At 63.1% G+C, this 25,113-nt stretch carries 19 protein-coding genes; 7 read left to right on the top strand and 12 right to left on the bottom strand.

Going from position 1 to position 25,113, the window contains the following annotated elements; all coding sequences use genetic code 11:
* Positions 1 to 68 precede the first annotated feature (68 nt).
* The 4 genes from FDP25_RS15665 to FDP25_RS15650 all read right to left on the bottom strand — a co-directional run bounded on the left by FDP25_RS15665 (position 69) and on the right by FDP25_RS15650 (position 4,717).
* Entirely contained in the window at positions 69 to 869 is an 801-nt protein-coding gene (locus tag FDP25_RS15665; RefSeq protein WP_154154423.1) for an SDR family NAD(P)-dependent oxidoreductase, read from the bottom strand.
* A 71-nt stretch (positions 870 to 940) separates the two neighbouring features.
* A complete protein-coding gene (locus tag FDP25_RS15660; protein ID WP_343032087.1) occupies positions 941 to 1,933 on the bottom strand; it encodes a class I SAM-dependent methyltransferase in 993 nt (330 codons plus the stop codon).
* Position 1,934: 1 nt separating this feature from the next.
* Entirely contained in the window at positions 1,935 to 2,276 is a 342-nt protein-coding gene (gene clpS, locus FDP25_RS15655; RefSeq protein ID WP_172982828.1) for an ATP-dependent Clp protease adapter ClpS, read from the bottom strand.
* A 92-nt stretch (positions 2,277 to 2,368) separates the two neighbouring features.
* Positions 2,369 to 4,717: an ATP-dependent helicase gene (locus FDP25_RS15650; RefSeq protein ID WP_154154420.1), complete on the bottom strand. Its 2,349-nt coding sequence runs from the start codon at positions 4,715 to 4,717 to the stop codon at positions 2,369 to 2,371.
* A gap of 160 nt (positions 4,718 to 4,877) precedes the next feature.
* On the opposite strand from FDP25_RS15650, the gene FDP25_RS15645 reads away from it, so the two are divergent.
* Both FDP25_RS15645 and FDP25_RS15640 read left to right on the top strand, forming a co-directional pair.
* Positions 4,878 to 6,017, top strand: a complete 1,140-nt coding sequence (locus FDP25_RS15645; protein ID WP_154154417.1) for an alpha-hydroxy acid oxidase — start codon at positions 4,878 to 4,880, stop codon at positions 6,015 to 6,017.
* A 239-nt stretch (positions 6,018 to 6,256) separates the two neighbouring features.
* Positions 6,257 to 9,694, top strand: coding sequence for a pyruvate carboxylase (locus FDP25_RS15640; RefSeq protein WP_343032086.1), 3,438 nt, complete (start codon positions 6,257 to 6,259; stop codon positions 9,692 to 9,694).
* 272 nt (positions 9,695 to 9,966) lie between these two features.
* On the opposite strand, the gene FDP25_RS15635 is transcribed toward FDP25_RS15640, so the two are convergent.
* The 5 genes from FDP25_RS15635 to FDP25_RS15615 are packed head-to-tail and all read right to left on the bottom strand — an operon-like array spanning position 9,967 to position 17,501.
* Complete coding sequence (locus tag FDP25_RS15635) at positions 9,967 to 12,837, bottom strand: Ig-like domain-containing protein (RefSeq protein ID WP_154154411.1); 2,871 nt, start codon at positions 12,835 to 12,837, stop codon at positions 9,967 to 9,969.
* Between the two features lie 44 nt (positions 12,838 to 12,881).
* Positions 12,882 to 13,562, bottom strand: a complete 681-nt coding sequence (locus tag FDP25_RS15630; RefSeq protein ID WP_154154408.1) for a hypothetical protein — start codon at positions 13,560 to 13,562, stop codon at positions 12,882 to 12,884.
* Positions 13,559 to 14,176, bottom strand: coding sequence for a hypothetical protein (locus FDP25_RS15625; RefSeq protein ID WP_154154405.1), 618 nt, complete (start codon positions 14,174 to 14,176; stop codon positions 13,559 to 13,561). The genes FDP25_RS15630 and FDP25_RS15625 overlap by 4 nt, the downstream gene beginning before the upstream one ends.
* Entirely contained in the window at positions 14,173 to 16,224 is a 2,052-nt protein-coding gene (locus FDP25_RS15620; RefSeq protein WP_154154402.1) for a WG repeat-containing protein, read from the bottom strand. Before FDP25_RS15620 ends, FDP25_RS15625 begins: the two co-directional genes overlap by 4 nt.
* The gene (locus tag FDP25_RS15615; protein ID WP_154154399.1) at positions 16,224 to 17,501 is read right to left on the bottom strand and encodes a vWA domain-containing protein; all 1,278 of its coding nucleotides are present in this window, start codon (positions 17,499 to 17,501) and stop codon (positions 16,224 to 16,226) included. The genes FDP25_RS15620 and FDP25_RS15615 overlap by 1 nt, the downstream gene beginning before the upstream one ends.
* A gap of 116 nt (positions 17,502 to 17,617) precedes the next feature.
* Here FDP25_RS15615 and FDP25_RS17155 point away from each other — a divergent pair, with 116 nt between their 5' ends.
* From FDP25_RS17155 to FDP25_RS15595, 4 genes are all read left to right on the top strand, one after another.
* Entirely contained in the window at positions 17,618 to 18,601 is a 984-nt protein-coding gene (locus FDP25_RS17155; protein WP_218939987.1) for a response regulator transcription factor, read from the top strand.
* Between the two features lie 413 nt (positions 18,602 to 19,014).
* On the top strand, positions 19,015 to 19,815 hold the full coding sequence (locus FDP25_RS15605; RefSeq protein WP_154154396.1) for a phosphodiesterase: 801 nt from the start codon (positions 19,015 to 19,017) through the stop codon (positions 19,813 to 19,815).
* Positions 19,816 to 19,825: 10 nt separating this feature from the next.
* A complete protein-coding gene (locus FDP25_RS15600) occupies positions 19,826 to 20,560 on the top strand; it encodes a TerC family protein (protein ID WP_154154393.1) in 735 nt (244 codons plus the stop codon).
* 305 nt (positions 20,561 to 20,865) lie between these two features.
* The gene (locus FDP25_RS15595) at positions 20,866 to 21,465 is read left to right on the top strand and encodes an outer membrane protein (RefSeq protein WP_154154390.1); all 600 of its coding nucleotides are present in this window, start codon (positions 20,866 to 20,868) and stop codon (positions 21,463 to 21,465) included.
* 40 nt (positions 21,466 to 21,505) lie between these two features.
* On the opposite strand, the gene hisG is transcribed toward FDP25_RS15595, so the two are convergent.
* The 3 genes from hisG to hisS are packed head-to-tail and all read right to left on the bottom strand — an operon-like array spanning position 21,506 to position 24,770.
* Positions 21,506 to 22,201: an ATP phosphoribosyltransferase gene (gene hisG / locus FDP25_RS15590; protein WP_154154387.1), complete on the bottom strand. Its 696-nt coding sequence runs from the start codon at positions 22,199 to 22,201 to the stop codon at positions 21,506 to 21,508.
* Positions 22,198 to 23,283, bottom strand: coding sequence for an ATP phosphoribosyltransferase regulatory subunit (locus FDP25_RS15585; RefSeq protein WP_154154384.1), 1,086 nt, complete (start codon positions 23,281 to 23,283; stop codon positions 22,198 to 22,200). Before FDP25_RS15585 ends, hisG begins: the two co-directional genes overlap by 4 nt.
* Entirely contained in the window at positions 23,280 to 24,770 is a 1,491-nt protein-coding gene (hisS, locus tag FDP25_RS15580) for a histidine--tRNA ligase (protein WP_154154381.1), read from the bottom strand. The genes FDP25_RS15585 and hisS overlap by 4 nt, the downstream gene beginning before the upstream one ends.
* A 147-nt stretch (positions 24,771 to 24,917) precedes the next feature.
* Here hisS and FDP25_RS15575 point away from each other — a divergent pair, with 147 nt between their 5' ends.
* The gene (locus tag FDP25_RS15575) at positions 24,918 to 25,112 is read left to right on the top strand and encodes a SlyX family protein (protein ID WP_154154378.1); all 195 of its coding nucleotides are present in this window, start codon (positions 24,918 to 24,920) and stop codon (positions 25,110 to 25,112) included.
* The last annotated feature ends 1 nt before the right edge of the window (position 25,113 follow it).

The raw sequence follows: 25,113 nt of genomic DNA, 5'->3' as shown, positions 1-25,113 counted from the left end.
GGTCAAAGCGCCTGGCGCTGTGCAAAATCCGTCTCGCGCTGGTGGCGGCTTATGACTATCCACGGACCCTAATGCGCAGGCGCCGCCACCGGGTCCAGCAGGGACCGCCCGCCATCCACCGTCATGATCTGGCCGGTCATGAACCCCGACCCGTCGCAAGACAGGTATTGAACCGCTTCGGCCAGTTCCGTGGGCGAGGCGATCCGTCCGAGCGGCGTGTGTTCCTCTATGTCGCTGCGGAAGCTGCGGTTATCGCGCAACGTGTCCTTGAGCGAGGCCGACATGACCGAGCCGAAGGCCACCGCATTCACCCGGATGCGATGCGGCGCAAGCGCCACCGCAAGGCTGCGCGTCATCTGGTCGAGGGCCGCGGTGGACACTGAATAGGCCAGAAGATCGGGATGCGTACGGCGCGCCGCGATCGACGACATGTTGACGATCGTGCCCGCCATGCCACCCTCTTGCCCTTCGGATTGCTTGATCATCCGCTTGGCCACCAACTGGCTCAATCGCAGGGCGGTCATCAGGTTTTGCTGCAACAGCATCTCGACCGCGTCATCGTCGGGATTGAGCGGGTCCGAGGGCACCACCTGCCGCGACCCGTTGATCAGGATATCCACCTGATCGAAGGCATCGATCGTGGCCGACAGCAGGTTCGCCAACGTCAGCTTTTCGCGCAGGTCCCCGGCGAAATAGCGAATATTGCTGTCTTCCTTGTTCTCGCCCAACTCCTTGACCAAACGGTCTTCGTCCATGTCGGCGAACATCACGTTCGCCCCCTTGTCGGCAAAGTGTCGCCCGATGGCCAACCCGATACCATTGGCGCCGCCGGTGACGATGGCGGTCTTGCCGGAAATGGAAAATGACATGCGCGGAACACTCCTGTCGTGATTCTGCCGGTTGAGCCTACGCCATGGAAAGAAACCGGGGGAAGGGCTTTCTACCTATGCTTCCGGATGGGTCGCGTGGCCCGCAGCACCTTGAAGCGATTGTCGCCCGCCACCTCCGAAACCTCGCCAAACCGCTCGGACAGGGCGGTTTCATAGGGCAAATGCCGGTTGGCGACCATCCAAAGCTGCCCTTTCTGTTTCAGCATTCCCGCCGCCTGCGCGATGAAGGCGCGGCCAAGGTCGGGGTCGGCGGCGCGGCCCGTGTGAAAGGGCGGGTTCATCACTACCGTATCCACCGGCTCGGGCGCGCGCCATGTGGTGGCATCGGCCCAATGGAACGCGGCGCGTGGGTCACTGACATTTTGCTTGGCGCACTCAAGGGCGGCGTGATCGGCCTCAACCAGATGCACCCGCTCGACGCGCTCACGCTCCAGAACCCGCGTGCTCAGGTATCCCCAACCCGCGCCCAGATCGGCCACCACGGCGCCCAGTTTCTCGGGCAGGTGATCGCCCAACAGGCGTGAGGCCGGATCGATCCCATCGGCGGAAAACACCCCCGGCGCGGTGACGAACCCGCCCGCGACCTCTTGAGTCTCCGCAACAGCCCAATCGGTAAACTGCGGCCCCGCTTCGAACCAGAAAAGCTTACCATGCGCCTTGTTGACAGGCCCCCAAACCGGCACCCGGCCCCGCACCGCCTTGAGGATGGAATCCACCCCGTCGGTCTTGGCCCCGTCGACGATGACCAATCCTTCGCTGACCGCACAGGCCGCGGCCACAAGTGCCCGCGCCTGCGCCTTGGCACGCGGCACGATCACGAGGGCGGCAGCATACCGCCCCTGCGCCTCGACCGCACAGTCAAAACCTCGCACGGCAAAGCCATCGAACTCCGGCTTGCGTCCGGTGATCACCTGCACCCGCTCTTTGGGCAAGGCGGATAAATCGGTCTCTCCGCGCGGCGCGAACACGGCAATCCGCCCCGCCTCCGGCAGGGTCAGATCGCCCGCCTCCAAGGCCAGCGTCAAGCGCGACACGGACGACACGTTATTCTTTTTCCATGGTGCATTGCAGCGGGTGCTGATGCTGGCGCGCGAAATCCATCACCTGCGCCACCTTGGTCTCGGCGATCTCGTGGCTGAAGACCCCGACGACCGCGACACCCTTCTTGTGGACGGTCAGCATGATCTCGAAGGCCTGCGCGTGGTTCATACCGAAAAACCTCTCCAGCACGGCGACCACGAATTCCATCGGGGTATAATCGTCATTCAGCAGCAAGACCTTGTACAGCGGCGGCCGCTTGGTCTTGGTACGGGTCTCCACCACGACCGAGGTATCGTCCCCGTCGTCCCCCATAGGCCCTGCCGTGATCACCTGGTACTGGCTCATGCTCAACGCGCTGTCTCAACCATGCTTCGTGAGTTGCATATATAACTTACATGACCTGCGTGAAAAGGGGGCGTTTCCAGATGGCATTTGCATCAAAACGGAACGTCGTCCGCGCCGGTCACGAAACGCGCCACCACTTTCTTGACGCCCGCCTTTTCAAAGTCGATCTCAAGTTTGTCGCCCTCGATGCCGATCACCGCGCCATAGCCGAACTTCTGATGAAACACCCGCTCGCCCATGGTGTGCGAACTGATCGCCTGCGCATCGATCACGCTGGACTTGCTTTCGCGCGGCTGGCTCAGGGGCCGCTCGCCCGCACGCGATTGCATCCGCCGCCACCCGGGGGAGTTATAGACATTGGCCTCCGCCGCCATCTGTTCCAGCCCCGATTGGCCCATGCCGCCTGCCGCACCATAGCCGCCGCCGTACAAATCCGGCGGCGTCAAAACCTCGACATGCTCCTCGGGCAACTCGTCAATAAAGCGGCTCGGCATCTGGCTTTGCCATTGGCCGTAAACCCGGCGATTACCCGCAAAGGAAATCGTGCAAATCTCCTCGGCCCGGGTGATGCCGACATAGGCCAGCCTGCGTTCTTCCTCCACACCCTTGAGGCCGCTCTCGTCCATCGAGCGTTGCGAGGGGAACAACCCATCCTCCCACCCCGGCAGGAAGACGGCGGGAAATTCCAAGCCCTTGGCGGCGTGCAAGGTCATGATGCTGACCTTCTCGCCCTGTTCTTCGCTCTCGTTGTCCATGATCAGGCTGACGTGTTCGAGGAACCCACCAAGGTTCTCGAACTGCTCCAGCGCTTTCACCAGTTCCTTGAGGTTCTCCAACCGACCCGGCGCCTCGGGTGTCTTGTCGTTCTGCCACATCTCGGTATAGCCGGACTCGTCCAGGATGATCTCGGCCAGTTCCATATGACTCAAGTCCGCATCCCCCGTCATCCGGCCCCAGCGGGACAGGTCCACGACAAGCTTGCCAAGCGCCGCCGCGCCCTTGCCCTTGATCGCGCCCTGCTCCACCGCCAAAGCCGCGCCATCCAGCAAGGACACGCCATTTTCCCGCGCAATCCGCTGGATCGTCTGCTGCGCCTTGTCGCCAAGGCCGCGCTTGGGCGTGTTCACGATCCGCTCGAATGCCAGATCGTCGGACGGGCTGACCACCAGCCGGAAATAGGCCATGGCATCGCGGATCTCCATCCGCTCGTAAAACCGAGGCCCACCGATCACCCGATAGGGCAAACCGATGGTCAAAAACCGATCTTCAAAGGCCCGCATCTGGTGCGAGGCGCGGACAAGGATGGCCATGTCATCCAGCCCAAAGGCGCGCATGCCCCGCGTGCCGCGCTGCATGGCCTCGATCTCTTCCCCGATCCAGCGCGCCTCTTCCTCGCCATCCCAATGGCCGATCAGGCGCACCTTCTCGCCCTCGGGCGCCTCGGTCCACAACTCCTTGCCCAACCGCCCCTTGTTGCCGGCAATCACACCGCCAGCCGCGGCCAGAATATGCGGGGTCGAGCGGTAATTCTGCTCCAGCCGGATGACCGTGGCCCCCGGAAAATCCTTTTCGAACCGCAGGATATTACCCACCTCGGCCCCACGCCAGCCATAGATCGACTGGTCATCGTCCCCCACGCAACAGATGTTCTTGTGCCCCCCGGCCAGCAGCCGCAGCCACAGGTATTGAGCGACGTTGGTATCCTGATACTCGTCCACCAGGATGTAGCGGAACCAGCGTTGATATTGCGCCAGAATATCCTCGTGGCTCTGGAAGATCGTGACCATGTGCAAGAGCAGATCACCGAAATCCACCGCGTTCAACTCCCGCAAGCGTATCTGGTACTGCTTGTAAAGCGCCACGCCCTTGCCATCAAAGGCCCCCGCCTCGCCAGCCGGTACATTATCCGGCGTCCAGGCGCGGTTTTTCCAATTGTCGATCACCCCGGCCAAGGCCCGCGCGGGCCAGCGTTTATCGTCAATCCCTGCCGCGCGGATCAATTGCTTCAAAAGCCTGATCTGATCGTCGGTATCCAGAATGGTGAAATTCGATTTCAGATCGACCAGTTCCGCATGACGCCGCAGGAGTTTCACACAGATCGAATGGAAGGTGCCCAGCCACGGCATCCCTTCGATGGCTTCCCCCAAGGTCCGGCCTACACGCATTTTCATCTCGCGGGCGGCCTTGTTGGTGAAGGTCACCGCCAGAATCTCGTTCGGGCGCGCCGTGCCGGTGTTCAACAAATGCACGATCCGCGTGGTCAGGGCCTTGGTCTTGCCCGTGCCCGCGCCTGCGAGCATCAAAACCGGCCCCTCAAGGGCCTCCACCGCCGCGCGCTGCTCGGGGTTGAGGTCATCCAGATAAGGCATGGGCCTCGCGGCCATGGCGCGCGCGGACAGGCTGGCGCCCTCGAAGGCGTCGGATTCGTCAAAACTGCTCATCCGGCAAAGATAGCGCGGGTTAAAAACGAGTTAAAGAGAATGTTCAGGGAATGTTCTGCCCGTACGTGAAATATTCTGCATTCCGGCATCGGCACCGCAAAGCGGCACGGCCCACCTCTCTCCTCTGGACAAACCGACAGGAACCCGCACAACTACGGCCATGAGCCTTGACGCCAGATACCCCGCCCTCTCCGACCTGCGCGCCCGTGCCATGCGGCGCATCCCTCGTTTCGTCTGGGACTACCTCGACAGCGCCACCGGCACCGAGGCCACCCAAAGGCGCAACCGCACCGAGATGGACAAGGTTACCCTGATGCCCTCCATCCTGCACGGCGAGGTGGAGCCGGACCTATCGGTATCCCTCATGGGGCAATCCTACCCCCTGCCCTTCGGCATCGCCCCGGTGGGTATGTCCGGGCTTATCTGGCCCGGGGCCGAAGGGATGCTGGCCCGGGCGGCGGAACAGGCGAACATCCCCTATGGCCTGTCCACCGTGGCCAGCCAGAAGCCCGAGGACTTGCAGGGCGATCTGGGCCAACACGCATGGTTCCAGATGTACCCGCCCCGCGACCCCGAGATCCGGCAAGATATGCTCACCCGCGCCAAAAACGCGGGGTTCTCCACCCTGATTCTCACCGTCGACGTCCCCTGCCCCAGCCGCCGGGAAAGGCAAACCCGCTCCGGCCTCACGCAACCGCCGCGCCTGACGCCCCGCCTTCTTGCTCAGGTGGCGCGCTGCCCGGCCTGGGCCATGGGCATGGCTGGGCGCGGTATGCCCCGGATGCGCCTGATCGACGATTACGCGGGGAAAACCTCGGGCCTGCCCTCGAACAAACACGCAGGGTATTTGCTGCGCACCGCCCCCGATTGGGATTACCTGCGCTGGCTTCGTGAGGCATGGGATGGACCCTTCGTGGTCAAGGGCGTGCTATCCGCCCCCGATGCATCGACACTCGAGGCCGAAGGCGTCGATGCCATCTGGATTTCCAACCACGCGGGCCGCCAGTTCGACGGCGCCCCCGCCACCATCGAAACCCTGCCCGCCATCCGCGCGGCCACCTCCCTGCCGGTGATCCTTGACGGCGGGATCGAGTCGGGCCTCGATATCCTGCGCGCCTTTGCCCTTGGGGCCGATTTCGTGATGATGGGCCGCGCATGGCACTATGCCCTTGGGGCCTTGGGCAAAGACGGCCCCGCGCACCTTGTGCATATCCTCAGCCAAGACCTCATTGCCAACATGGGGCAACTGGGCCTGACCCGTCTAAGCGATACGCGGCAAAGACTATTCGCGCAGGCCTGACCCACAGCGCCCAACCGATTTCTTCACAAGAAATCGGACCGAAGTCTTTTCAAGACTTCGGCGCCACCCGGGTAGCACCCCCTACCCACACGGACGGGAATTTTCCCCACCCGGCAAATACCCACTAAGCCGGATTGCGCAAACCTTTCACAAATCCTACAAGTTCCGCGCGGGGGTGCCGCGCCGCAGCGCGAACACCCCCTCCAGATCAAAAGACCGCACCAAGGGGGACATGGCCCGTGGCTGACTTCAAGAAAATCCTGATCGCGAACCGCGGCGAAATTGCCATCCGCATCATGCGTGCCGCCAATGAAATGGGCAAACGCACCGTCGCCGTCTTCGCAGAAGAGGACAAACTGGGCCTGCACCGTTTCAAGGCCGACGAGGCTTACCGCATCGGCGAAGGCATGGGCCCGGTTGCCGCATATCTCTCGATCGAGGAAATCATCCGCGTTGCCAGGGAATCGGGCGCCGACGCCATCCACCCCGGCTATGGCCTGCTGTCGGAAAACCCCGATTTCGTGGATGCCTGCACCGAAAACGGCATCACCTTCATCGGCCCCAAGGCCGAAACCATGCGCGCCTTGGGCGACAAGGCCAGCGCCCGCAAGGTCGCGATCGAGGCGGGCGTGCCCGTGATCCCCGCCACCGAGGTTCTGGGCGACGACATGGAGGCCATCGCCAAGGAGGCGTCCGAGATCGGCTACCCGCTCATGCTCAAGGCAAGCTGGGGCGGCGGTGGCCGCGGTATGCGCCCGATTCTCAAGCCCGAGGAACTGGCCGAAAAGGTCATGGAAGGCCGCCGCGAGGCCGAAGCCGCCTTCGGCAACGGCGAAGGTTACCTGGAAAAGATGATCACCCGCGCCCGCCACGTCGAGGTTCAGATTCTCGGCGACAAGCACGGGGCCATGTACCATCTTTACGAGCGCGACTGCTCGGTCCAGCGGCGCAACCAGAAGGTCGTGGAACGCGCCCCCGCGCCCTACCTGTCCGATGACCAGCGCGAAGAACTATGCCAGCTGGGCTACAAGATCTGCAAGCACGTCAATTACGAATGCGCCGGCACCGTCGAATTCCTGATGGATATGGAATCCGGCAATTTCTACTTCATCGAGGTGAACCCCCGCGTACAGGTCGAACATACCGTCACCGAGGAAGTGACCGGCATCGACATTGTGCAGGCCCAGATCAAGATTGCCGAGGGCAAAACCATACAAGAGGCCACCGGCAAGCCCGATCAGAAAGCCGTCACCCTGAACGGTCACGCCCTGCAAACCCGGATCACCACCGAAGACCCGCTCAACAACTTCATCCCCGATTATGGCCGCATCACCGCCTACCGTTCGGCCACCGGCATGGGTATCCGGCTGGATGGCGGTACTGCCTATTCCGGCGGGGTCATCACGCGGTATTACGACAGCCTGCTGACCAAGGTCACGGCCCACGCCCAAACCCCCGAGGCGGCCATCGCCCGGATGGACCGCGCCCTGCGCGAATTCCGTATTCGCGGCGTGTCGACCAACATCAACTTCGTCGAAAACCTGCTCAAGCACCCCACCTTCCTGAGCAACGAATACACCACCAAGTTCATCGACGAGACACCCGAGCTTTTCAATTTCTCCAAGCGCCGCGACCGGGGTACCAAGGTTCTGACCTATATCGCCGACATCACGGTGAACGGGCACCCCGAAACCACGGGCCGTGCCAAGCCCGCCGACGTCAAACCGCCCCGCCCACCGAAGCTCATCGCCGATCCGGCCCCCGGCACCAAGACCCTGCTGGACGACAAGGGCGCCAAGGCCGTGGCCGACTGGATGCTCGATCAGGACCGCCTGCTTCTGACCGACACCACAATGCGCGACGGTCACCAATCGCTTCTGGCGACCCGCATGCGCTCGATCGACATGGTCAAGGTGGCGCCCGCCTATGCGGCCAACCTCTCCCAACTCTTCAGCGTCGAATGCTGGGGCGGCGCCACTTTCGACGTGGCCTACCGCTTCTTGCAGGAATGCCCGTGGCAACGCCTGCGCGACCTGCGCGCCGCCATGCCCAACCTGCTGACGCAGATGCTTTTGCGTGCCTCCAACGGCGTGGGCTACACCAACTACCCCGACAACGTGGTGCAGGAATTCGTCCGGCAAGCCGCGGACACCGGCGTCGACGTTTTCCGCGTCTTCGACAGCCTCAACTGGGTGGATAACATGCGCGTCGCCATGGATGCGGTGATCGACTCGGGCAAGATCTGCGAAGGCACGATTTGTTATACCGGCGATATCCTCGACCCGGACCGCGCCAAGTACGACCTGAAATACTACGTCGGCATGGCAAAAGACCTGCAAGCCGCGGGCGCGCATATCCTCGGCCTCAAGGACATGGCGGGCCTGCTGAAACCCGCCGCCGCCACGCAACTGGTCAAGGCGCTCAAGGACGAGCTGGACATTCCTGTCCACTTCCACACCCACGACACCTCCGGCATCGCCGGGGCGACCATCCTCGCCGCCTCCGAGGCGGGCGTCGATGCGGTGGACGCGGCCATGGATGCCTTCTCGGGCGGCACCTCGCAACCCTGCCTCGGCTCCATCACCGAGGCCCTGATGCACACCAGGCGCGACACCGGGCTGGACATCGAACGCATCCGCGAGATTTCCAACTACTGGGAACACGTCCGCGCCCAATACGTGGCGTTCGAATCCGGCCTCGCCGCCCCCGCGTCCGAGGTCTACCTGCACGAAATGCCCGGCGGGCAATTCACCAACCTCAAGGCGCAGGCGCGCTCGCTTGGCCTTGAAGATCGCTGGCCCGAAGTGGCGAAAACCTATGCCGACGTGAACCAGATGTTCGGTGATATCGTCAAGGTCACCCCCTCGTCCAAGGTGGTGGGCGACATGGCGCTGATGATGGTCTCCCAAGGCCTCACGCGCGAGCAGGTCGAAGACCCCGAAACCGACGTGGCCTTCCCCGACTCCGTGATCGACATGATGCGCGGCAATCTGGGCCAACCGCCGGGCGGCTTCCCCGAGAGCATCGTCAAGAAAGTGCTCAAGGACGAAAAGCCCAACACCGAACGCCCCGGCAAACACCTTGAGCCGGTCGACCTTGAAGGCGCCCGACAAGACCTTGTCGACCAACTCGAAGGCAAGGCGGTGGATAACGAAGACCTCAACGGGTACCTGATGTATCCCAAGGTTTTCCTCGATTACATGGGCCGCCACCGGATGTACGGCCCGGTGCGTACCCTGCCCACACGGACCTTCTTCTACGGGATGGAACCGGGCGAGGAAATCTCGGCCGAGATCGACCCTGGCAAGATCCTCGAAATCCGCCTGCAAACCGTCGGCGAAACATCGGAAGAAGGCGACGTGAAGGTCTTTTTCGAGCTCAACGGTCAACCCCGTGTGATCCGCGTGCCCGACCGCAAGGTCAAGGCCGAAACCGCCGCCCGGCCCAAGGCCGAAAGCGGCAACCCCGATCACGTCGGCGCGCCGATGCCCGGCGTGGTGGCAAGCGTCGTGGTCAGCGCGGGCCAGACGGTCAAGGAAGGCGACATGCTGCTGACCATCGAGGCGATGAAGATGGAAACCGGCATCCACGCCGAACGCGACGCCACGGTCAAGGCCGTGCATGTCCAACCCGGCGGGCAGATCGACGCCAAGGATCTTCTGGTCGAGTTCGAGTAATCGCAAAGGCCCCGGGGGATGCCTCGGGGCCTTGCCAATTGTGACGCGGGCCAGAAATCGTCAGGTCGAGACCCGCAGGATGCGCGCTGAGCCGCCCCTTTTTTCGCCGAGCAGCGTATTGTTAATGTCGGCTATGCAGAGAGCGTGCCTTGCAAAGTTGCCTGCTGTCATCGGCTTTCGGGGTGTTGCGGCTGAGAACCCGCTTTTTCGATGCCAAGGGAGATGAGAACGAGCGGGATCGCGAGCGAGTGCCGCCTCATTTCTCCGGGCAGCTACGGCGCGCCGCGCAGCGGCACCTGAAATGCGCCCGGGCGTAAGTTTTCGAGCAGTTTCGCGTAGTGGTCCTGCATGATGAACAGGCTTGGCTTCGCGCCTCGTGCGCAGGGGAACATCAGCGACAGGAGTTCCCCTTTCTTTTCCGCGTTCCCGTCTTCGGAAGACTTGACCGCGCCACGGCCGCCGCTTGGGGCGATCCGCAAACCCTCGATCCCGTCCATGAGCGTACCTTCCAGCGCGTCGCAGACACGGCTGCGTTCGGCGGCGGTCGCGACAGCGGGGCGGTGTTCCAGCCCGAAGACGTGCCCGACCTCGTGGGTGATTGTCCCGAGCGATGGAATCCCGGGTTTGCCGCTGTCCGGTCCGGTGAGGCTCATGCCGATGACTGGCCTAGTGAAGGTGATTGGCTGGTCAACATCGGGCCACATGAATCGCGGGCCGATGTCCCAGTTCGCCACGCCAAGCAGTTGCAGCCAGTCATAGGGCATGAACACGACGACCGCATCGAAATCGCCATAGGCGCCAGCCGCGTTCAATGCGTCGTGCGCGTGGCGCAGGATCGTGCGCCGGATATCGCCACGGCGGTAGAGCGGATCGGCGAGGCCAATGCCGCTGAGCGCGCCTTTGGCCGCGCGCAGGAGTGACATGCTGTTGCCGTCATAGGCGTCAAGCGAGTCCAGCCAGTCCTCCGGTACGGAGTCGTCCAGAGTGCCGGCCAGCGACTCGGCCATGGCGATTTCGCGTATGGTGGCCGCAAGGTCCTCCGCGAAATCGGGAGAGAAGGGCACGGCGGGTCCCGGTTCGATCCGCGCTTCGCCTACCGGGAAGAGTTGTTCGATGAAGGTCTCGGCTGACTGTGCGGCCTGCGCGCCTTCCTGGCGACGCCCGGGGGGCACACCATCGGCCCAGGGGCCGACTTCGGCGAAGACATATCCAAGCGACAGGTCGCGGTCGAGCGGATCCCAGTCCAGCGACTCCACCCCGGAGAAGACTCGGGGAGACTCCTCGCAGTCGCGGACCGGTTCGATCTCGGCGCGCAATGCCGCGATTTCTTCGTATTCGGGGGTCCAGCCAAACAAAGTAACGCTGTTTTCGCCTTTGCGGCGTTCCTCGTCGGTGAACATATCCGGCCGGCGGAGGCGTAGATCGCGGCGCTCGGGCACGAGCAGCGGCGCCTCCGGGTCGAAGGCCGGGCGCGCCCGGACATGGGCCCTGAACTCTGTCACCTGCCAGCCCGGAGCGATCTGCGGATCGGGGCGCCACTTGGGATAAATGCGGATGGCGGCGGGTTTGCCGCGGACCAACGGTGCGTTTGTCGCGACCTGGATGGTGTCGCTTTCCACGCCTTCACGCCAATCGAGATGCGATGCAAGCCCTGTGTTCATGAATTCGTTGTCATCCAGATCGACCATCGTTTCGAAGCCCCATGCCTGATCGACAGCCATCTGTTCGCCTTCCGCACCCCTTATGCCGGACGGTCCTGCGCGAACCGTCACCCGGTAGCGCACTCCGTCCCGCATCGGGTCTTGCGGTGTGACGACCACGGTATCGCTGCCCGCCAGGCGCGGGCGGGTCTTGATCGGGGCCATGACGGTGCCGCCCTGGCCGTTGGCCAGACCGAATTCCAGCTTGATGGCCGCAGGCGTGACCGAAGCCGGGTCGAGCGGACGGTCGAAGGTGAGTCGGATGCCCGGGTCATCCCAGGGGAGGTTCTTTTCGTCGCGGGCGGGCCGGTGCGCGATCAGGCGCAGTTCCGCGGTCGAGGCGGCGCCATCCGAAGGCGCTTGGGCGACTTCAAGACCGGGGTGGGCAAAGCCCATGTTGCGCATGTTTGGTGCCGCGAACCGCCCGGTCACGCGCAAGGCTTCGTCGCCGTCGTCGCTGTCGATATCGACCCGGCCGGGGCCTCGGGGGCTCCATGTCCGTCGCTCGCGTTCGATCCGGGCCGTACCCGAGAGATCGAACCGACCGATCACCTTGCTGTCTGTGATCCGCTCGATATGGACCATACCCGACAGGGTGCCCCCGGCGGCCTGCGTACGGGTGCCCGCTTGCCCGACGCCATCCATATCGCAATCCATGTCTCTGGCCTGCCGTCCCACTGTCGCATCCAGCGGGACGGCTGATTGGTCGAGGGTCTCCAGAAACGCTTCGCGCAAGGCGTGGCAGGTGCGCTTTTCCAATTCCTGTTCGCGGCGTTGCTCTTCGTCATTCGGCGGCGAATATGGTCGCGGGCGGATCTGCCCGGTCCAGGCGGTAAATATATCCGCCGGATCGCCGTCTCCATCGCTGCCGACGGCGCGCGCCTCGTAGCTTTGACCGGCCCGCAGATCGCCCGGCCCGGCATCGGTCAGCGCGATGGTCAAATGCGCACCGCTGTTTCGCGGCCAGCCACCGACACCGCCATGCCGATACCCAAGCGGTTGCCCGAGGCCGCCACCCTGGTACGAGATCAGGTTGGGGCTGAATATGTCGAAGACCGCACGCCGTGTGCCGCCGCTGGCCTGCGGAACATTTATGTCTTCGCCCGACATCTCCTCGATGAAATCGACCGCCCCCTGGTCGAGACCAGGCACGCCGCGTGTTCCCCCTATGCGCTTGGCCGCAACATGGCGCGCACAGGCCGCGCCGCCCGCGCTGATCCCGCCGGACAGGGTCAGACTGGCCTGGCCCGGCATCAAATCGGCATTCGCACCGCCAGAAAAGGCGTCCGGGTTGAGGTTGCCGAAAACATCGAGGGTGTGTTCCGGGTTGACCGCCTCTATCATGCCGCCGACCGAGCACAGCGGGACCGGCGGCGGGTCTTCGGGGCCGCAGGTGTCTTGCGCATGCAGCGGCAGTGCGGCCAGGCACAGGGCCAGCGCCATTGCCCCTCGGCGGACGAGACCAGCGTAATGTGGGCCCCGGTCCCTCACTGGTTGCCCATATTCATCATGTTGCCGAAGTCCACGGGCTCGGCCGGCAGTTCGAAATCGCCGGCGGGCCCGGCATCGTCACCGACCTCGGTAACCAGAAAGCGATCCCCGAAGGACAGCGCGGCGAGGCCGCGCTTCTGAAGCTCGATCAAAAGCGCATTGGGCTCTTCGTTGCTGATGGTCCGGACCAGTTGCGTCTTGAGCGCCTGATGCTCCAGCAGGCGGGTATCGTCGGTCAGCACGGCCGTGTCTGTCTGCGGCTCGTCGCTGTTGTCGATCCACTCGATCTCGTAGACGTCGCCGTTAATACCGGCGATCTCACGGGTCTCGCCGATCTCGCGCACGGTTTCGATCGTCTCGGGGAACACGACGCCGGATTGATTCTGCGTCGGAGCTTGGCCCGACGCCGCCCCCGGCATATCCTTCATCTGTCCGAGGTCCATGACGGTAATCTGCCCCGCCATCGAGATGATCGAATAGACGGTGTCGTCGCGCATCATCATGTAGGCGTCCATGCCTTCGATATCGGTGCGCAGGGCATCGCCCTTCCAGCGTTCCGTCATCGTCATCTCACCGGCGCTTCCGGCCTTGGCGGTAAAGCTGATGCGGCCTTCGGCATGGCCACTCGCGGCGCTGACAAGGGTGGCCAGGACGGCGGCGGCAAAGGGGCGTATCATGGATGGTCTCCTGTCGCTGTGTTGTGATGTGAGGGAACGCGGCGCGGCACAGGGGTTTCGAGGGCAACATAGCCGAATCCCCGCACCCGGGCGTTGCCGCAGACGAAACCGGGTGCGTAACGATCGGCCACCTCGCGGGCCAGTGCATTGGCGTCGGGCGTGTTGGTGGTGTCGATAAAGCCCACCATGCAGCTTTCCGCGCCGGGCGACGTGGCCACGGTGCTGATGATAAGAAGCGCGCGGTCATCCTGGGCGGACCCGACGATCCATCGGTGGATGGTGGCGAAAGGCTGCATTTCGCCGTTCAACGGTTGTCGGCGCCATTCCACGGTATCGTGCACCGAATTGAATGGCGCGAAACTTTCCCACGGGCCGAATTCGGGCGTGCTGCCGTAATCCATCGAGATCCGGGCATCGCCCTTGGTCAGCATCAGGTGCATCCCGTTCGGACCGGGACAGACAAGCTGAAAACCCATACCCGCTTCGTCCGGCGGCACGTCCTGCGCCAGCATCTGGCAATCCTCGGCCCAGTCGTAGCTGGTGTAGACACTATCCAGCCCTTGCGCCTGCACGGCGGTCGGGAGGGCGAGCACGAGGAGAGCCGCCCGGATCATTCGCCGTTCTCGATCGGAATCTCGGCGAAGCGCAGCGTCACGCTGCCTGCGCCGTCCACCTGGTCATGCGCGTCCAGTTTTGCAGTAACGTCGCCGGACAGGCGGCCATCATTGCGCTCAAGGCGGCCCTCGGCGCGAACAGGCACGCCTGCGAAAGAGATCGACACCGAAGCCTCGGGTCCGGCGGTGAACGCCCCGCTGTATCCAGTGGGAAAACCCAGCTCCAGCTTGGGACCGAACTTACCCAGCGACAGCACCAGCCTGTCATTTTCCTCGACGGCATTCGCGGGGGTGAAGAAGTTGATCAGCGGATCATCGGGCATCGACTCGTCCAGTGCTGTGACGGCGCCGGTTGTCTCGACCATGGTAACCTCGGGGCCGCGCGTGTAGGGAATCGCGTTGAAATCGGCCTTGACCGCGATTGTATCCTCCGATGCATCGCGTGACACCATCGTTGCTTCGAAAGAGCCGGTGATCGCCTCTCCACGGCTCTCAAGCGTCAGCATGCCGCCGCCCGACGATGTATACGTCGCCGGTTGCTCTGCATTTGGGCCGACGTCCTGCACGCTCATCCACAAATAGGCAGACACGGCTGCATCGTTCATCGGATCTTGGACCGCGTGGTCACCCGGTCCAAGCCTCGCGGGCAGGCCGATGCTGAGGCTGAGGTTCACGGGCATGCCCTGCCAGTTGCCCTCGCCGGACAGGGACAAAGCCCACGGCCCGTTCGCATTCGTTGCCGTGTTGCCGTCCATCTTGAACGCAGAGCGGTTGCAGGGCGCGTCCGCGCGGTATGGTCCGGACTCGCCTTCGACCATGCCAGACAGGGTGATGCTGTAGGCCCCGTCGGCCAACCCGCCGCCGTCGGCTTCTACGGGCAGGGCCAGGGTACCGGGCGCGCGGCGGCAAGCGGCGGAATCGATGACGGTCCGCCCCTCACGGTCCAGCCATACCAGCTTGTCGTTGTCCCAAGGCAGCAGCCAGAGCATTTGCGCCGGTCCACTGCGTGGATCGCCGGGGCCCTCATACCGTATCTCGGGCGTGTTGCCGCAGATGTTCGTTCCATTTCCCACGACCAGCGGCAACAACCCGTCCTGGTAGGCCGGGAGGCGGGATTCGTTACAGATCGACAACCTTGCGCCGGTCTGCGGCGCAACCGTGACCTGCCCCTCCGGATTGATCCAGACGGGCCCGGGCAAAACCGCCGCACGACCCTCGGCAAAGCGCCCGGCGGCGCGGATGTCAACTTTGCGCCCATCCGACATGGTGACGTCTTGAATGGCCCAGTCATCCGCCCCCATGAAGCCGGCCTGATTGTCCAATCGCACCGGCGCGAGGTCCGACCCGTAACGACTGGCAGCCTTCAAGATGAATTTGCGGGGGAAGACCAAATCGCCGTCGGGGCCGATGTAGCCCCAGTTCTCGGTGCTCATGGCGGCCGGGGCGCGCCCGCCCGAGAAGTTGCCACCATCAGCGAATTCAGGCTCGATGACCCAGTCGCCCTTGGTGTCGATCCAGCCGACGGCCGAGTATTTGCCGCGCGTCACGCGCGCCCATGCCAAACCTTCGGAAAAGCTGCCCAGATCGAGGACCCGTTCGTCCGACAGCCCCGGCGGCGTCCACGTATCGCCGTTGGCCGTGACATAGTGGGCAACCCCATCAACGGGGGTTGCGGCGCTGCATCCCTGTGACATGGGCTTGTACGGTGACAGCGCATAGGTCTGTCCCGACACCACGACCCGGTCGGCATCCTGCGCGCCCGGGTCCACGATATAAGCGCCGTCGCGGTTGATAAGCCCCCAGCCATCGGCGGTTTCGACGGCCGCGACACCTTCCGAGAAGGGCCTAACCTGTCGCCACTCGGGCGCGAGGCGCCATTCTCCATCGCGCCCGGCAAATCCCCATTGAGCATCTTGCGGCAAGGGATAAAGGGCGGCTGAGTCTGTATCGGCGGCTGTGCCGCAGGGCTGCGCCACTGCACCGAGGGTCGTGCCGACGCAGACAGCGCCAGCCCAAGCGAAAGTCCTGAAGATAGTCTTGCCCGGCATCACTCCACCTCTACGATCTCGATACGGTCAAATTCGGCGACGGTCTGTTCAGACCCCAGCGTGCCGGCAAAAAGCGCCGGATCGCCGCGCGTGCGCAAAATCTGGATCGGATCAGTCTCGATGACCTCGGGACCGCCGTCTTGTAAGGTCCATCCATTTAGCGACAAACGTCCGACATAGTCGCGGCCGCGTTTCGAAATGGTCAGACGGGCGCCCTTTTCCTCGAAATCCCTAAGGATCTGCGCCAGATCGTAACCGCGCGTATCCCCAGCAATCTCAACCTCGGCGCGGGTTTCGGTGCCGCCTGACATCGCCCGCAGCCGCAGCCACAGATCATCATTCGAATTCCCCTGCCGATAGACATAAGCGGAAATCGTGTTGTCCACATCGGCGTGGCGACCGACCTGAACGATGGCACGCCGACCGCCAAGCGTCTGCACCTCCCCCATCCGGGCGGTGAAATCGGCGCTCAGATCCCAATCCCCCTCTGGAAATTTGGCCCCCGTCCAACGAAAGACATTCGGCTGATCTTTGGCATCGCCCATGTAACCGGGCTCGACGGTCATGGTGACCAAAACGCCTGCATCGACGATAAATCCGGATGGGTCCGGGTGTTCGATCGTCCACTCCGGGCCGAGTTCGGCGCGATCAAACTCATCAACAAAAAGCGGCCCCTTCGGCTCGGGCGCACTGATCTCTTGCAACGCGCCGGTCAGGGACGATGCATCGGAGGCGGGCATATACCGCCCGCCTGTCGCCTCAGCGAGGCAGGCAAGCTGGCCATCCGCGTCCTCGACGTCGAAGCCAATGAGATGCGCGGTGAAGCCTGAGCTAGAGGCCGCCAACTCCTCGCCCAATGCACAGAGGTCCGCCCCGCAATTCTCCAGGCCATCAGTCACGACAACGACGGAACCACTGTTGCCGACCGTCTCGGCGGCGGCACGCACCGACGCGCCGACAGGTGTCTTGCCGCGCGGAGTGATATCGTTCAGTGCAGCCTCGACCACGTCGCGGTCAAGCGGACCGAGAGACATCAACGTTTCGATGTCGTTGCAATCGCCCTCGCGCCGATGGCCATAGGCCATCAGGCCAAGCTGGCGTCCGGTAGGCCAGTCCGCCAGCATCGTGCCGATGGCGTCACGCGCGATCTCGATCTTCGGGGTGCCGTCGATCTGCCCCCACATGCTGCCCGACCCGTCGAGAACGATCATCGTTCCGCTCTCATCCTGCGCCACGGCTGAGCCTGTCAGCGCGGCAAGCCCGACCAATCCAGTCATCAAACGATTTGCAAACACATGTCTCTCCTCAAGTCTTTTTCAATCACCGTGACAGCATGAAATCGCGCGGACATGGGGCATTTGCCCTATTTTATGAACATGTTAGGGGTCAGAGGATGGAACTCGGATTGCAACACGCCCTTAAGGTCGCCGACATCCAAAGACGTCTTCTGACGTTCGAGGCAGATCCGGGCAGCGGTGAAGCTATCCTCGCGGAGGTTGCGGATCTGTTACACGCGGATGCGGCCATGGCGGCATGGCTGAACGAGGGAACACCCTTGTTGGTGACTTGGAACGCGGGGCCTCAGATCGAAGAGTACTTTTTTCGGACCTTTGCCGGGGTGGATCGCGACGGCAATATACGGTCGACCGACCCGGACCTCGACAATATCAACCTGACCAGACGGCAAATGGGTAGCGGCGTATACCACGAAAGCGCCTTTGCCAGGCGAGCCGTGATCGAGAACGCCGCTTTCCACCGTGAAGCTTTCCGTCCCGCGGGCATGAACCACGTCGTCGGCATGACGACACGCCTCGCCGTGGGTGAGGCCGTCTTTGCAATGGGTTATTCGAATGCCGATGCCCCGTCTTTCGCCGGGGGGAGGGCGGAAATCGTTCTAAATCTATTGTTGCCGGCCTTCGTCCATAGCTTCGAGGCATTGGACCGGCAGGCCCGCAATTTCGAACGTCTCCAGCGCGCCATCGTTGAAAGCGATATGAACGTGACCCTTCAGGATGGCCAGCTTGGCGACAACAACGGGACCGGAGCGTTTCTGAACCTGCCGTTGCCGGGTCCGGATGCTGGGTATCTTTCTATTTCGCCACCGAATGCAGCAACGCTGGCGGCCCGACTGGCCGAAAGTTTCGGCCTTACGAAGCGCCAGACGGACACTGCGCATTGTTTGCTGGATGGCCTATCGACCAAGGAGGCCGCAGCACGTATGGGCATCAGCCCGAATACCGTCCGGCGCCATTGCGAGGCCGTTCTCACCCGTACCGGTGTCAGCCGCCGCAGTGAACTGAACCGACTCGCCCGGTCGCTTACCGCAGCTCGCCCGGAAGACCCTCATCTTTCAGCTGGACGGCGCCGCCTCAAGTAGAGGTCCGGACAATTTTCAGCAAATTGGTCGAGGTCAGGTTACCGCGGCCAAAAGCCTACCCGTGTAAAATGCCAATCGGGAACCAATCCCGTTCAGAACTCGTGTCACCCCATGAACCAGACATTGCCTGATGGCGCAGCGAATGATCGCTCCGGGGCTGACACCGGTCATTCACTCCCGCACGAAAAATCAAACCGTACAAAACTTGCGTACGTTTCGTACAAAAATCACCGCTCGCCCTGGTAAGTCCGGGGGATGCGGGAAAAAATACCGATGCGATACCGACGTGTTGCCGACGTGATACAGAGTGGAATTTTCCTTGTTAACCAAAGGGTTGGCACCGATTCGCCCCTCCCCCTTCCAAACCGCCGGGAATCCCCTACCCTGCCCCCGGCAACAACGCGGCGAATCCCATGCACAAAATCCTCGTCTTCACCGATCTGCATCTCCTGCCCGAGGGCGAAACCCTTATCGGTCTCGACCCCGGCGAACGGCTCAGGCAGGGGCTGGACCATGCCACCACACAGCACCCTAACGCGGCCCGTATCGTCCTGACCGGGGACCTGACCCACAACGGCACAGCACAGGAATACACCCGCCTGCGCGACATCCTGGACGGCTCTTCAATTCCGGTCTCGCTGATGCTCGGCAACCACGACCGCCGCGCCCCGTTTTTACAGGTATTTCCCGAGACACCGACCACCGCCCAAGGCCATGTCCAACAGGTGGTCGACCTCGGGGATGAGCGCCTGATCCTGCTCGACACCCTCAACGAAGAGGCCGTGGATACCCACTCGGGCCTGCTCTGCCCCGATCGCCTCGCATGGCTTGACGCACGCCTATCCGAAGCGGCAGGGAAACGCTGCATCCTGTTTACGCATCACCCGGTTTTTGCCACTGGTTTCAAGGGGATGGACTGGATCGGGTTGAAATCCATCCCCGAGCTTTCGCTCCTTCTGAACCGTCACGACAACGTCGCCCAAGTCATCTCGGGCCATATCCACCGCACCATTCAGGGCGCCATCAACGGCATCCCCGCGGCCGTGTTCAAAAGCCCCTGCCACCAGATGCCCATGGCCCTTGGTTATCAGGACCCGCGCCTTTCCGTGGCCGAGCCGGGCGCCTACGGGATCGTCCTGCTGAGCAACGAGGGCGTCGTCGTCCACACCGAGGATTTCACCCTCCCCGATCTCGATTCAACGCTCTACGACTGACAGGTGATACATGCTTGAACTGCTCAATGATCCCGCCGTCTGGGCCTCGTTCCTGACGCTGACCTTGCTGGAAATCGTGCTGGGCGTCGATAACGTGATCTTCATCTCCATCGCCGCCTCGAAACTGCCCGAACACCAACGCCCCCGCGCCCGTGTCCTCGGCCTTGCGGGGGCGCTTGTCCTGCGCATCGGGCTTTTGTTCTCAATCGCATGGATCATCGGCCTGTCGGCACCCGTCGTGACCCTCTTAGGCTGGCCGGTATCCTGGCGCGACGTGATCCTTCTGGCAGGCGGTTTTTTCCTTATTTACAAGGCCTCTACCGAAATTTTCGACGAAGTCGAAGGCGATGACATCCACACCACCGAGGAACGCGTCGTCGCCGCGGCCTTCACCGGCGTGATCTTCCAGATCATGCTGCTCGATCTGGTTTTTTCCATCGACAGCGTCATCACAGCCGTCGGCATCGCAGACCATATCGAGGTCATGGTGGCTGCTGTCGCCCTTGCCATCGTGGTGATGATGATCGCCGCCGCCCCCATCGCCGAATTCGTCGAGGCACATCCCTCGACCAAGATGCTGGCCCTGGCCTTTCTGGTGATGGTCGGCATGGCCCTTGTGGCGGATGGCTTCCACTTTCATGTGGAACGCGGATTCATCTATGCCGCAATGGTTTTCGCCGGGGCGGTCGAGGCGCTCAACCTGATGCGCCAAAAGCGGCGAAAGCGCCTAAAAGCGAATTCATAGCAGTGAGTTAGAGCGTTTCCGGAAAATATTGAAACCACACTCGCCCCCGGAAAGGCTTTAACAAAAACCCACTCACGAATTCGTGCGCACCAACCCCATTGCCTGTCACGATCGTGTGCATGGCAACATTTGGCCGATCCGACCGTGGCATCCCGGCGGCACACCGCTGTTCCCTGACCCTTGGCTTGTTCCGCGGCTTGTACGCTCCATCTCTTGACCGGTGGCCCTCATGACGGGGGTCAATGACCTGAGCGCATCTGATGCGTCAAATTGCAGAACGACAGGACAAAGAACAGGAGTCAAAGATGAGCAAGACCCTAGCACTTCCTCTGCTCGCCGCCGCAAGCCTTGCCGCGGCTCCCGCCCTTGCAGGCTCGCCCGAACCTGCCCCCTCCGAACCGGTCATGCAACCGGCGGCCCCGGCCCCCGTGGCCTCGGCCTCGCCCAATTGGACAGGGTTCTACGCGGGGGGCCAGCTTGGCTATGCCAATATCGATACCAATGTTCCCGGCCTTGACGGTGATGGCTTCATCGGCGGTCTGACCGCCGGCTACGATTATGACCTTGGCAACTGGGTGATCGGTGCCGGCCTTGATTATGACTGGATGGATATCGGCCTTGGAGGCGGCAACACTCTTGATAGCGTCTGGCGTGCAAAACTTCGCGGTGGCTACAAGATCGGCAATGGCCTGCTGTACGGGACCGGCGGCTATGCCGAAGCGGACGTGAACACCTTGGGCAGCGACGATGGCTATTTCATCGGTGCAGGGTATGAACATGCCGTGATGGAAAATTTCACCGTGGGTGGCGAGGTCCTCTATCACGAATTTGACAACTTCGGTGGCGGCGGCGGCCCGGATGTCGAGGCGACGACCGTGCAGGTCCGTGGTACATTCCGCTTCTGAGACTCATTAAAGGCCCTCGCGCCTCGGCGCGAGGGTCACCTCAATCCACATTCAACTTCTGCAATAGCGCCTTGAGGTCGGCCCGATCCGCCTCCGAAAGCGGCGCCTTGCGCGATTTGAACAGTGTCGCCTGCGACCGCAGGATCATCCCGTCATCCAGTATTTTCAAATGGTTGGCCCGCAGGGTATCACCCGTTGACGTAATATCGGCAATGGCCTCGGCAGTCTCGTTCTTGACCGTGCCTTCGGTCGCGCCCTGACTGTCCACCAATTGATAATCCGCCACCCCGTTGTCGCGCAGGAAATCCCGCACCAGACGGTGATATTTCGTCGCCACCCGCAAGCGAAAGCCATGCGCCTGCCGGAACGCCGCGGCGGCGGCATCCAGATCATCCAGCGTGTTCACATCCACCCAGGCCCCCGGCACCGCCAGCACCAGATCGGCATGACCGAACCCAAGCTCGGCCAATTCCCGCACGCGGGCATCCCATTGCCCCAGCTTCTCGCGCACAAGGTCGGTGCCCGTTACCCCAAGGTGAATGCGCCCCGCGGCCAGTTCGCGGGGAATTTCGCCCGCCGATAGCAGGATAAGCTCAACGTTATCAACACCTTCGACAAATCCCGCATATTCGCGGTCCGATCCCGCGCGCCCAAGGGTCACCCCCCGTGCGCCGAACCAGTCAAAGGTCTTTTCCATCAACCGCCCCTTGGACGGCACACCCAATTTGAGGCTCATGTCAGCCCCCCCAATTCCACGACCAGCCCGGGCCGGATCACCCCGCCCACGGCCGGAATCTCGCGCCCCTGCCCCAGCTGCCGCGTCAGGGCGTCATACCGCCCGCCGGTGGCCACGGGGGGCAGATCGGGACGCGCCTCGGCGTAAAATCCGAACACGAACCCGTCGTAATATTCCATATGCGTGCGGCCATAGCTGGCCTCGAAATCCAGCGTGTCCACGTCGAGTCCACGCCCCTGCATGGCCTCAAGCCGCCGCTCCAACCGCTCCACGGCAGGGCGGATCGCGGGCATGTCAACGGCGATGTCACGCAGATGTTCAAGCGCGTTCGGACAGGTCTCGCGCACCGCAAGGATCGCATCCAGAAGCGCCACCTCGTTTTCCGAAATAGGGTCTGCCTCGGCATCCTCGCGCAGGGCGGCAATGCGCGCCTCGATCTCGGCGCGGCTGCGCAACCCGATCAGTGGCCCCGCCCCGGCCATCGGGTCGTCACTTGCCAATAGCGCGCTTCGGCTTTCAGGCACGGCAGCGCGCCCCGAGAAACGATCGATCAGGGCGCGGAACCGCCGCGGCCGCCAGATATGTCGGCGCAGTGCAGCCTTGCGGCGTTCGGTCGTCTGCAAGCCATCAACGGCCCCCATAAGAACCCCGATATCCCCTGTCGCGGCCCGCAGGCCCAGTGGGGCCAATGTATTGAACATCAAGGCAAAAACCCGGGCATCGGCGGCCTCGGGCGAATTGCGCTCGAACACCTCGAAGCCCACCTGCATATACTCATTCGCGCGGTCGGGATCATCCTCCTGCCGCCGGAACACCTCGCCGGAATAGGTATAGCAGGCCGGTTCTGCCCCGTGCTCCATATGCATCTGCACCACCGGCACGGTGAAATCCGGGCGTAGCATCTGCTCGCCGCGCAGGGCATCCGAGGTAACATAGGCCCGGGCGCGAATATCTTCGCCGTAGAGGTCCAGAAGTGTCTCGGCCGGTTGCAAAATCCCGGTTTCCACCGGCTGCGCCCCCTCGGCCTCGAAGGCGGCCCGCAGGCGCGCGGCCTCGGCCCGGATCATGGCCCGGTCCGTCATTGGCCCTGCCCGTCGATGATCTCGCGCACCTTGGCGACCAGTTCGGACCGCGCCACCTCGAATTGGCTGGGCCGTTCCTTCCATTCTTCCAGAGTGGCGCTCTCGGCGATCTTCGCGCCAAGGATCAGGTCCTTGATCTGCACCACGCCGCAGTCGAACTCGTCGCTGCCCGCGATCACCGCCACGGGGCTTCCGCGTTTGTCGGCGTATTTCATCTGGTTGCCGAAGTTCTTGGGGTTGCCAAGGTACACCTCGGCCCGCAGGCCCGCGCGGCGCAACTCGCCCACCATGTCCTGATAGTCGGCCATCCGATCCCGATCCATCACGGTGACCACGACAGGCCCCTGCGCCTCGCCGCCCATACGGCCCTTTTCGCGCAGGGCCGCCAACAGGCGATCCACACCGATCGACACCCCAGTCGCGGGCACGGCCTGTCCGGTGAAGCGCTTCACAAGGTCATCGTAACGCCCACCACCCGCGACGCTGCCGAACTGCCGCTTTCGGCCCTTTTCATCGAAAATCTCGAAGGTCAGCTCGGCCTCGAACACGGGGCCGGTGTAGTAACCAAGCCCGCGCACGACACTTGGGTCGATCACCACACGATCCGCGCCATAGCCTTGAGCGGCCATGAGTTCGGCAATGGTTTCAAGCTCCTGCACGCCTTCCTGCCCGGTTTGGGATTCACCAACTGCCGCGCGCAAGTTGGCCAGGGTCTCGGTCGTCACCTCGCTTTTCGAGGTCAGGAACGCCAGAACCGGCCCGGCCTGTTCCTCGCTCAGGCCCACACCCTCGATAAAGGCCCCCGAAGCATCCTTGCGCCCCGTGGTCAAAAGTTGGCGAACACCCTCCTCGCCCACCTTGTCGAACTTGTCGATGGTGCGCAGCACGGCGTCGCGCGCCTCGCCTTCCTCAAGGCCCATGACCTCAAGAACCCCGTTCAAAACCTTCCGGTTGTTCACCCGGACGATGTAATCCCCGCGCGGAATGCCCACCTCTTCCAAGGTATCGGCCAGCATCGCGCAAATCTCGGCGTCCGCCGCCACCGACGGCGCGCCCACGGTATCGGCGTCACACTGGTAAAACTGCCGATAGCGCCCCGGCCCCGGCTTCTCGTTGCGCCACACCGGCCCCATGGCATAGCGCCGGTAGGGCGTGGGCAGGTCGTTGCGGTGCTGGGCATAGACCCGCGCCAAGGGCGCCGTCAGGTCATAGCGCAGGGCCAGCCAATCGCCCGGCTTGTCGCCCTCGGCATCCTCCTGCCAGGCGAACACCCCTTCGTTGGGCCGGTCCACATCGGGAAGGAACTTGCCAAGCGCCTCGACGGTCTCGACCGCGCTGCTTTCCAAAGCGTCAAAGCCATAGCGATGATAGACCTCGGCGATCCGGCGCAGCATCTCGGCGCGCTCGGTCACCTCGGCGCCGAAGTAATCGCGGAACCCCTTGGGCGTCTCCGCCTTGGGGCGGGGCTGTTTTTTTGGCTTGGCCATGTCGCTTGTCCCGTAGCATTGGCATTCGCCGCGGGGTCTAGCGGATGGGGCATCCGGGGGCAAGCTATGGCATGTCTTTGCCGAGTGTCCCAACGTCACTCTGCCGCACAGTTGACCGCAAAAGGTTACCTTCTTAATCAGGATTACATGAGTTCAACCGAAGAAACCCTTGCCCACCTCAGCCGCATGGTTGACGATCTGTCCGAGGTTGTCGCCCGTCAGGAAGGCGAAATCGCCATGCTGACGCGCCGTGTGCAACTGCTCATGGAACGCGAGGCCGAGCGCGAAAGCGACATGGGCGGTCAAGTCACGCTCGGCGACGAACGCCCGCCTCACTGGTAAG

Source organism: Roseovarius bejariae, assembly GCF_009669325.1.
Lineage (GTDB): Bacteria > Pseudomonadota > Alphaproteobacteria > Rhodobacterales > Rhodobacteraceae > Roseovarius > Roseovarius bejariae.
Note: the sequence above shows the minus strand (reverse complement) of the source record. Positions and strands in the feature narration are given on the sequence as shown.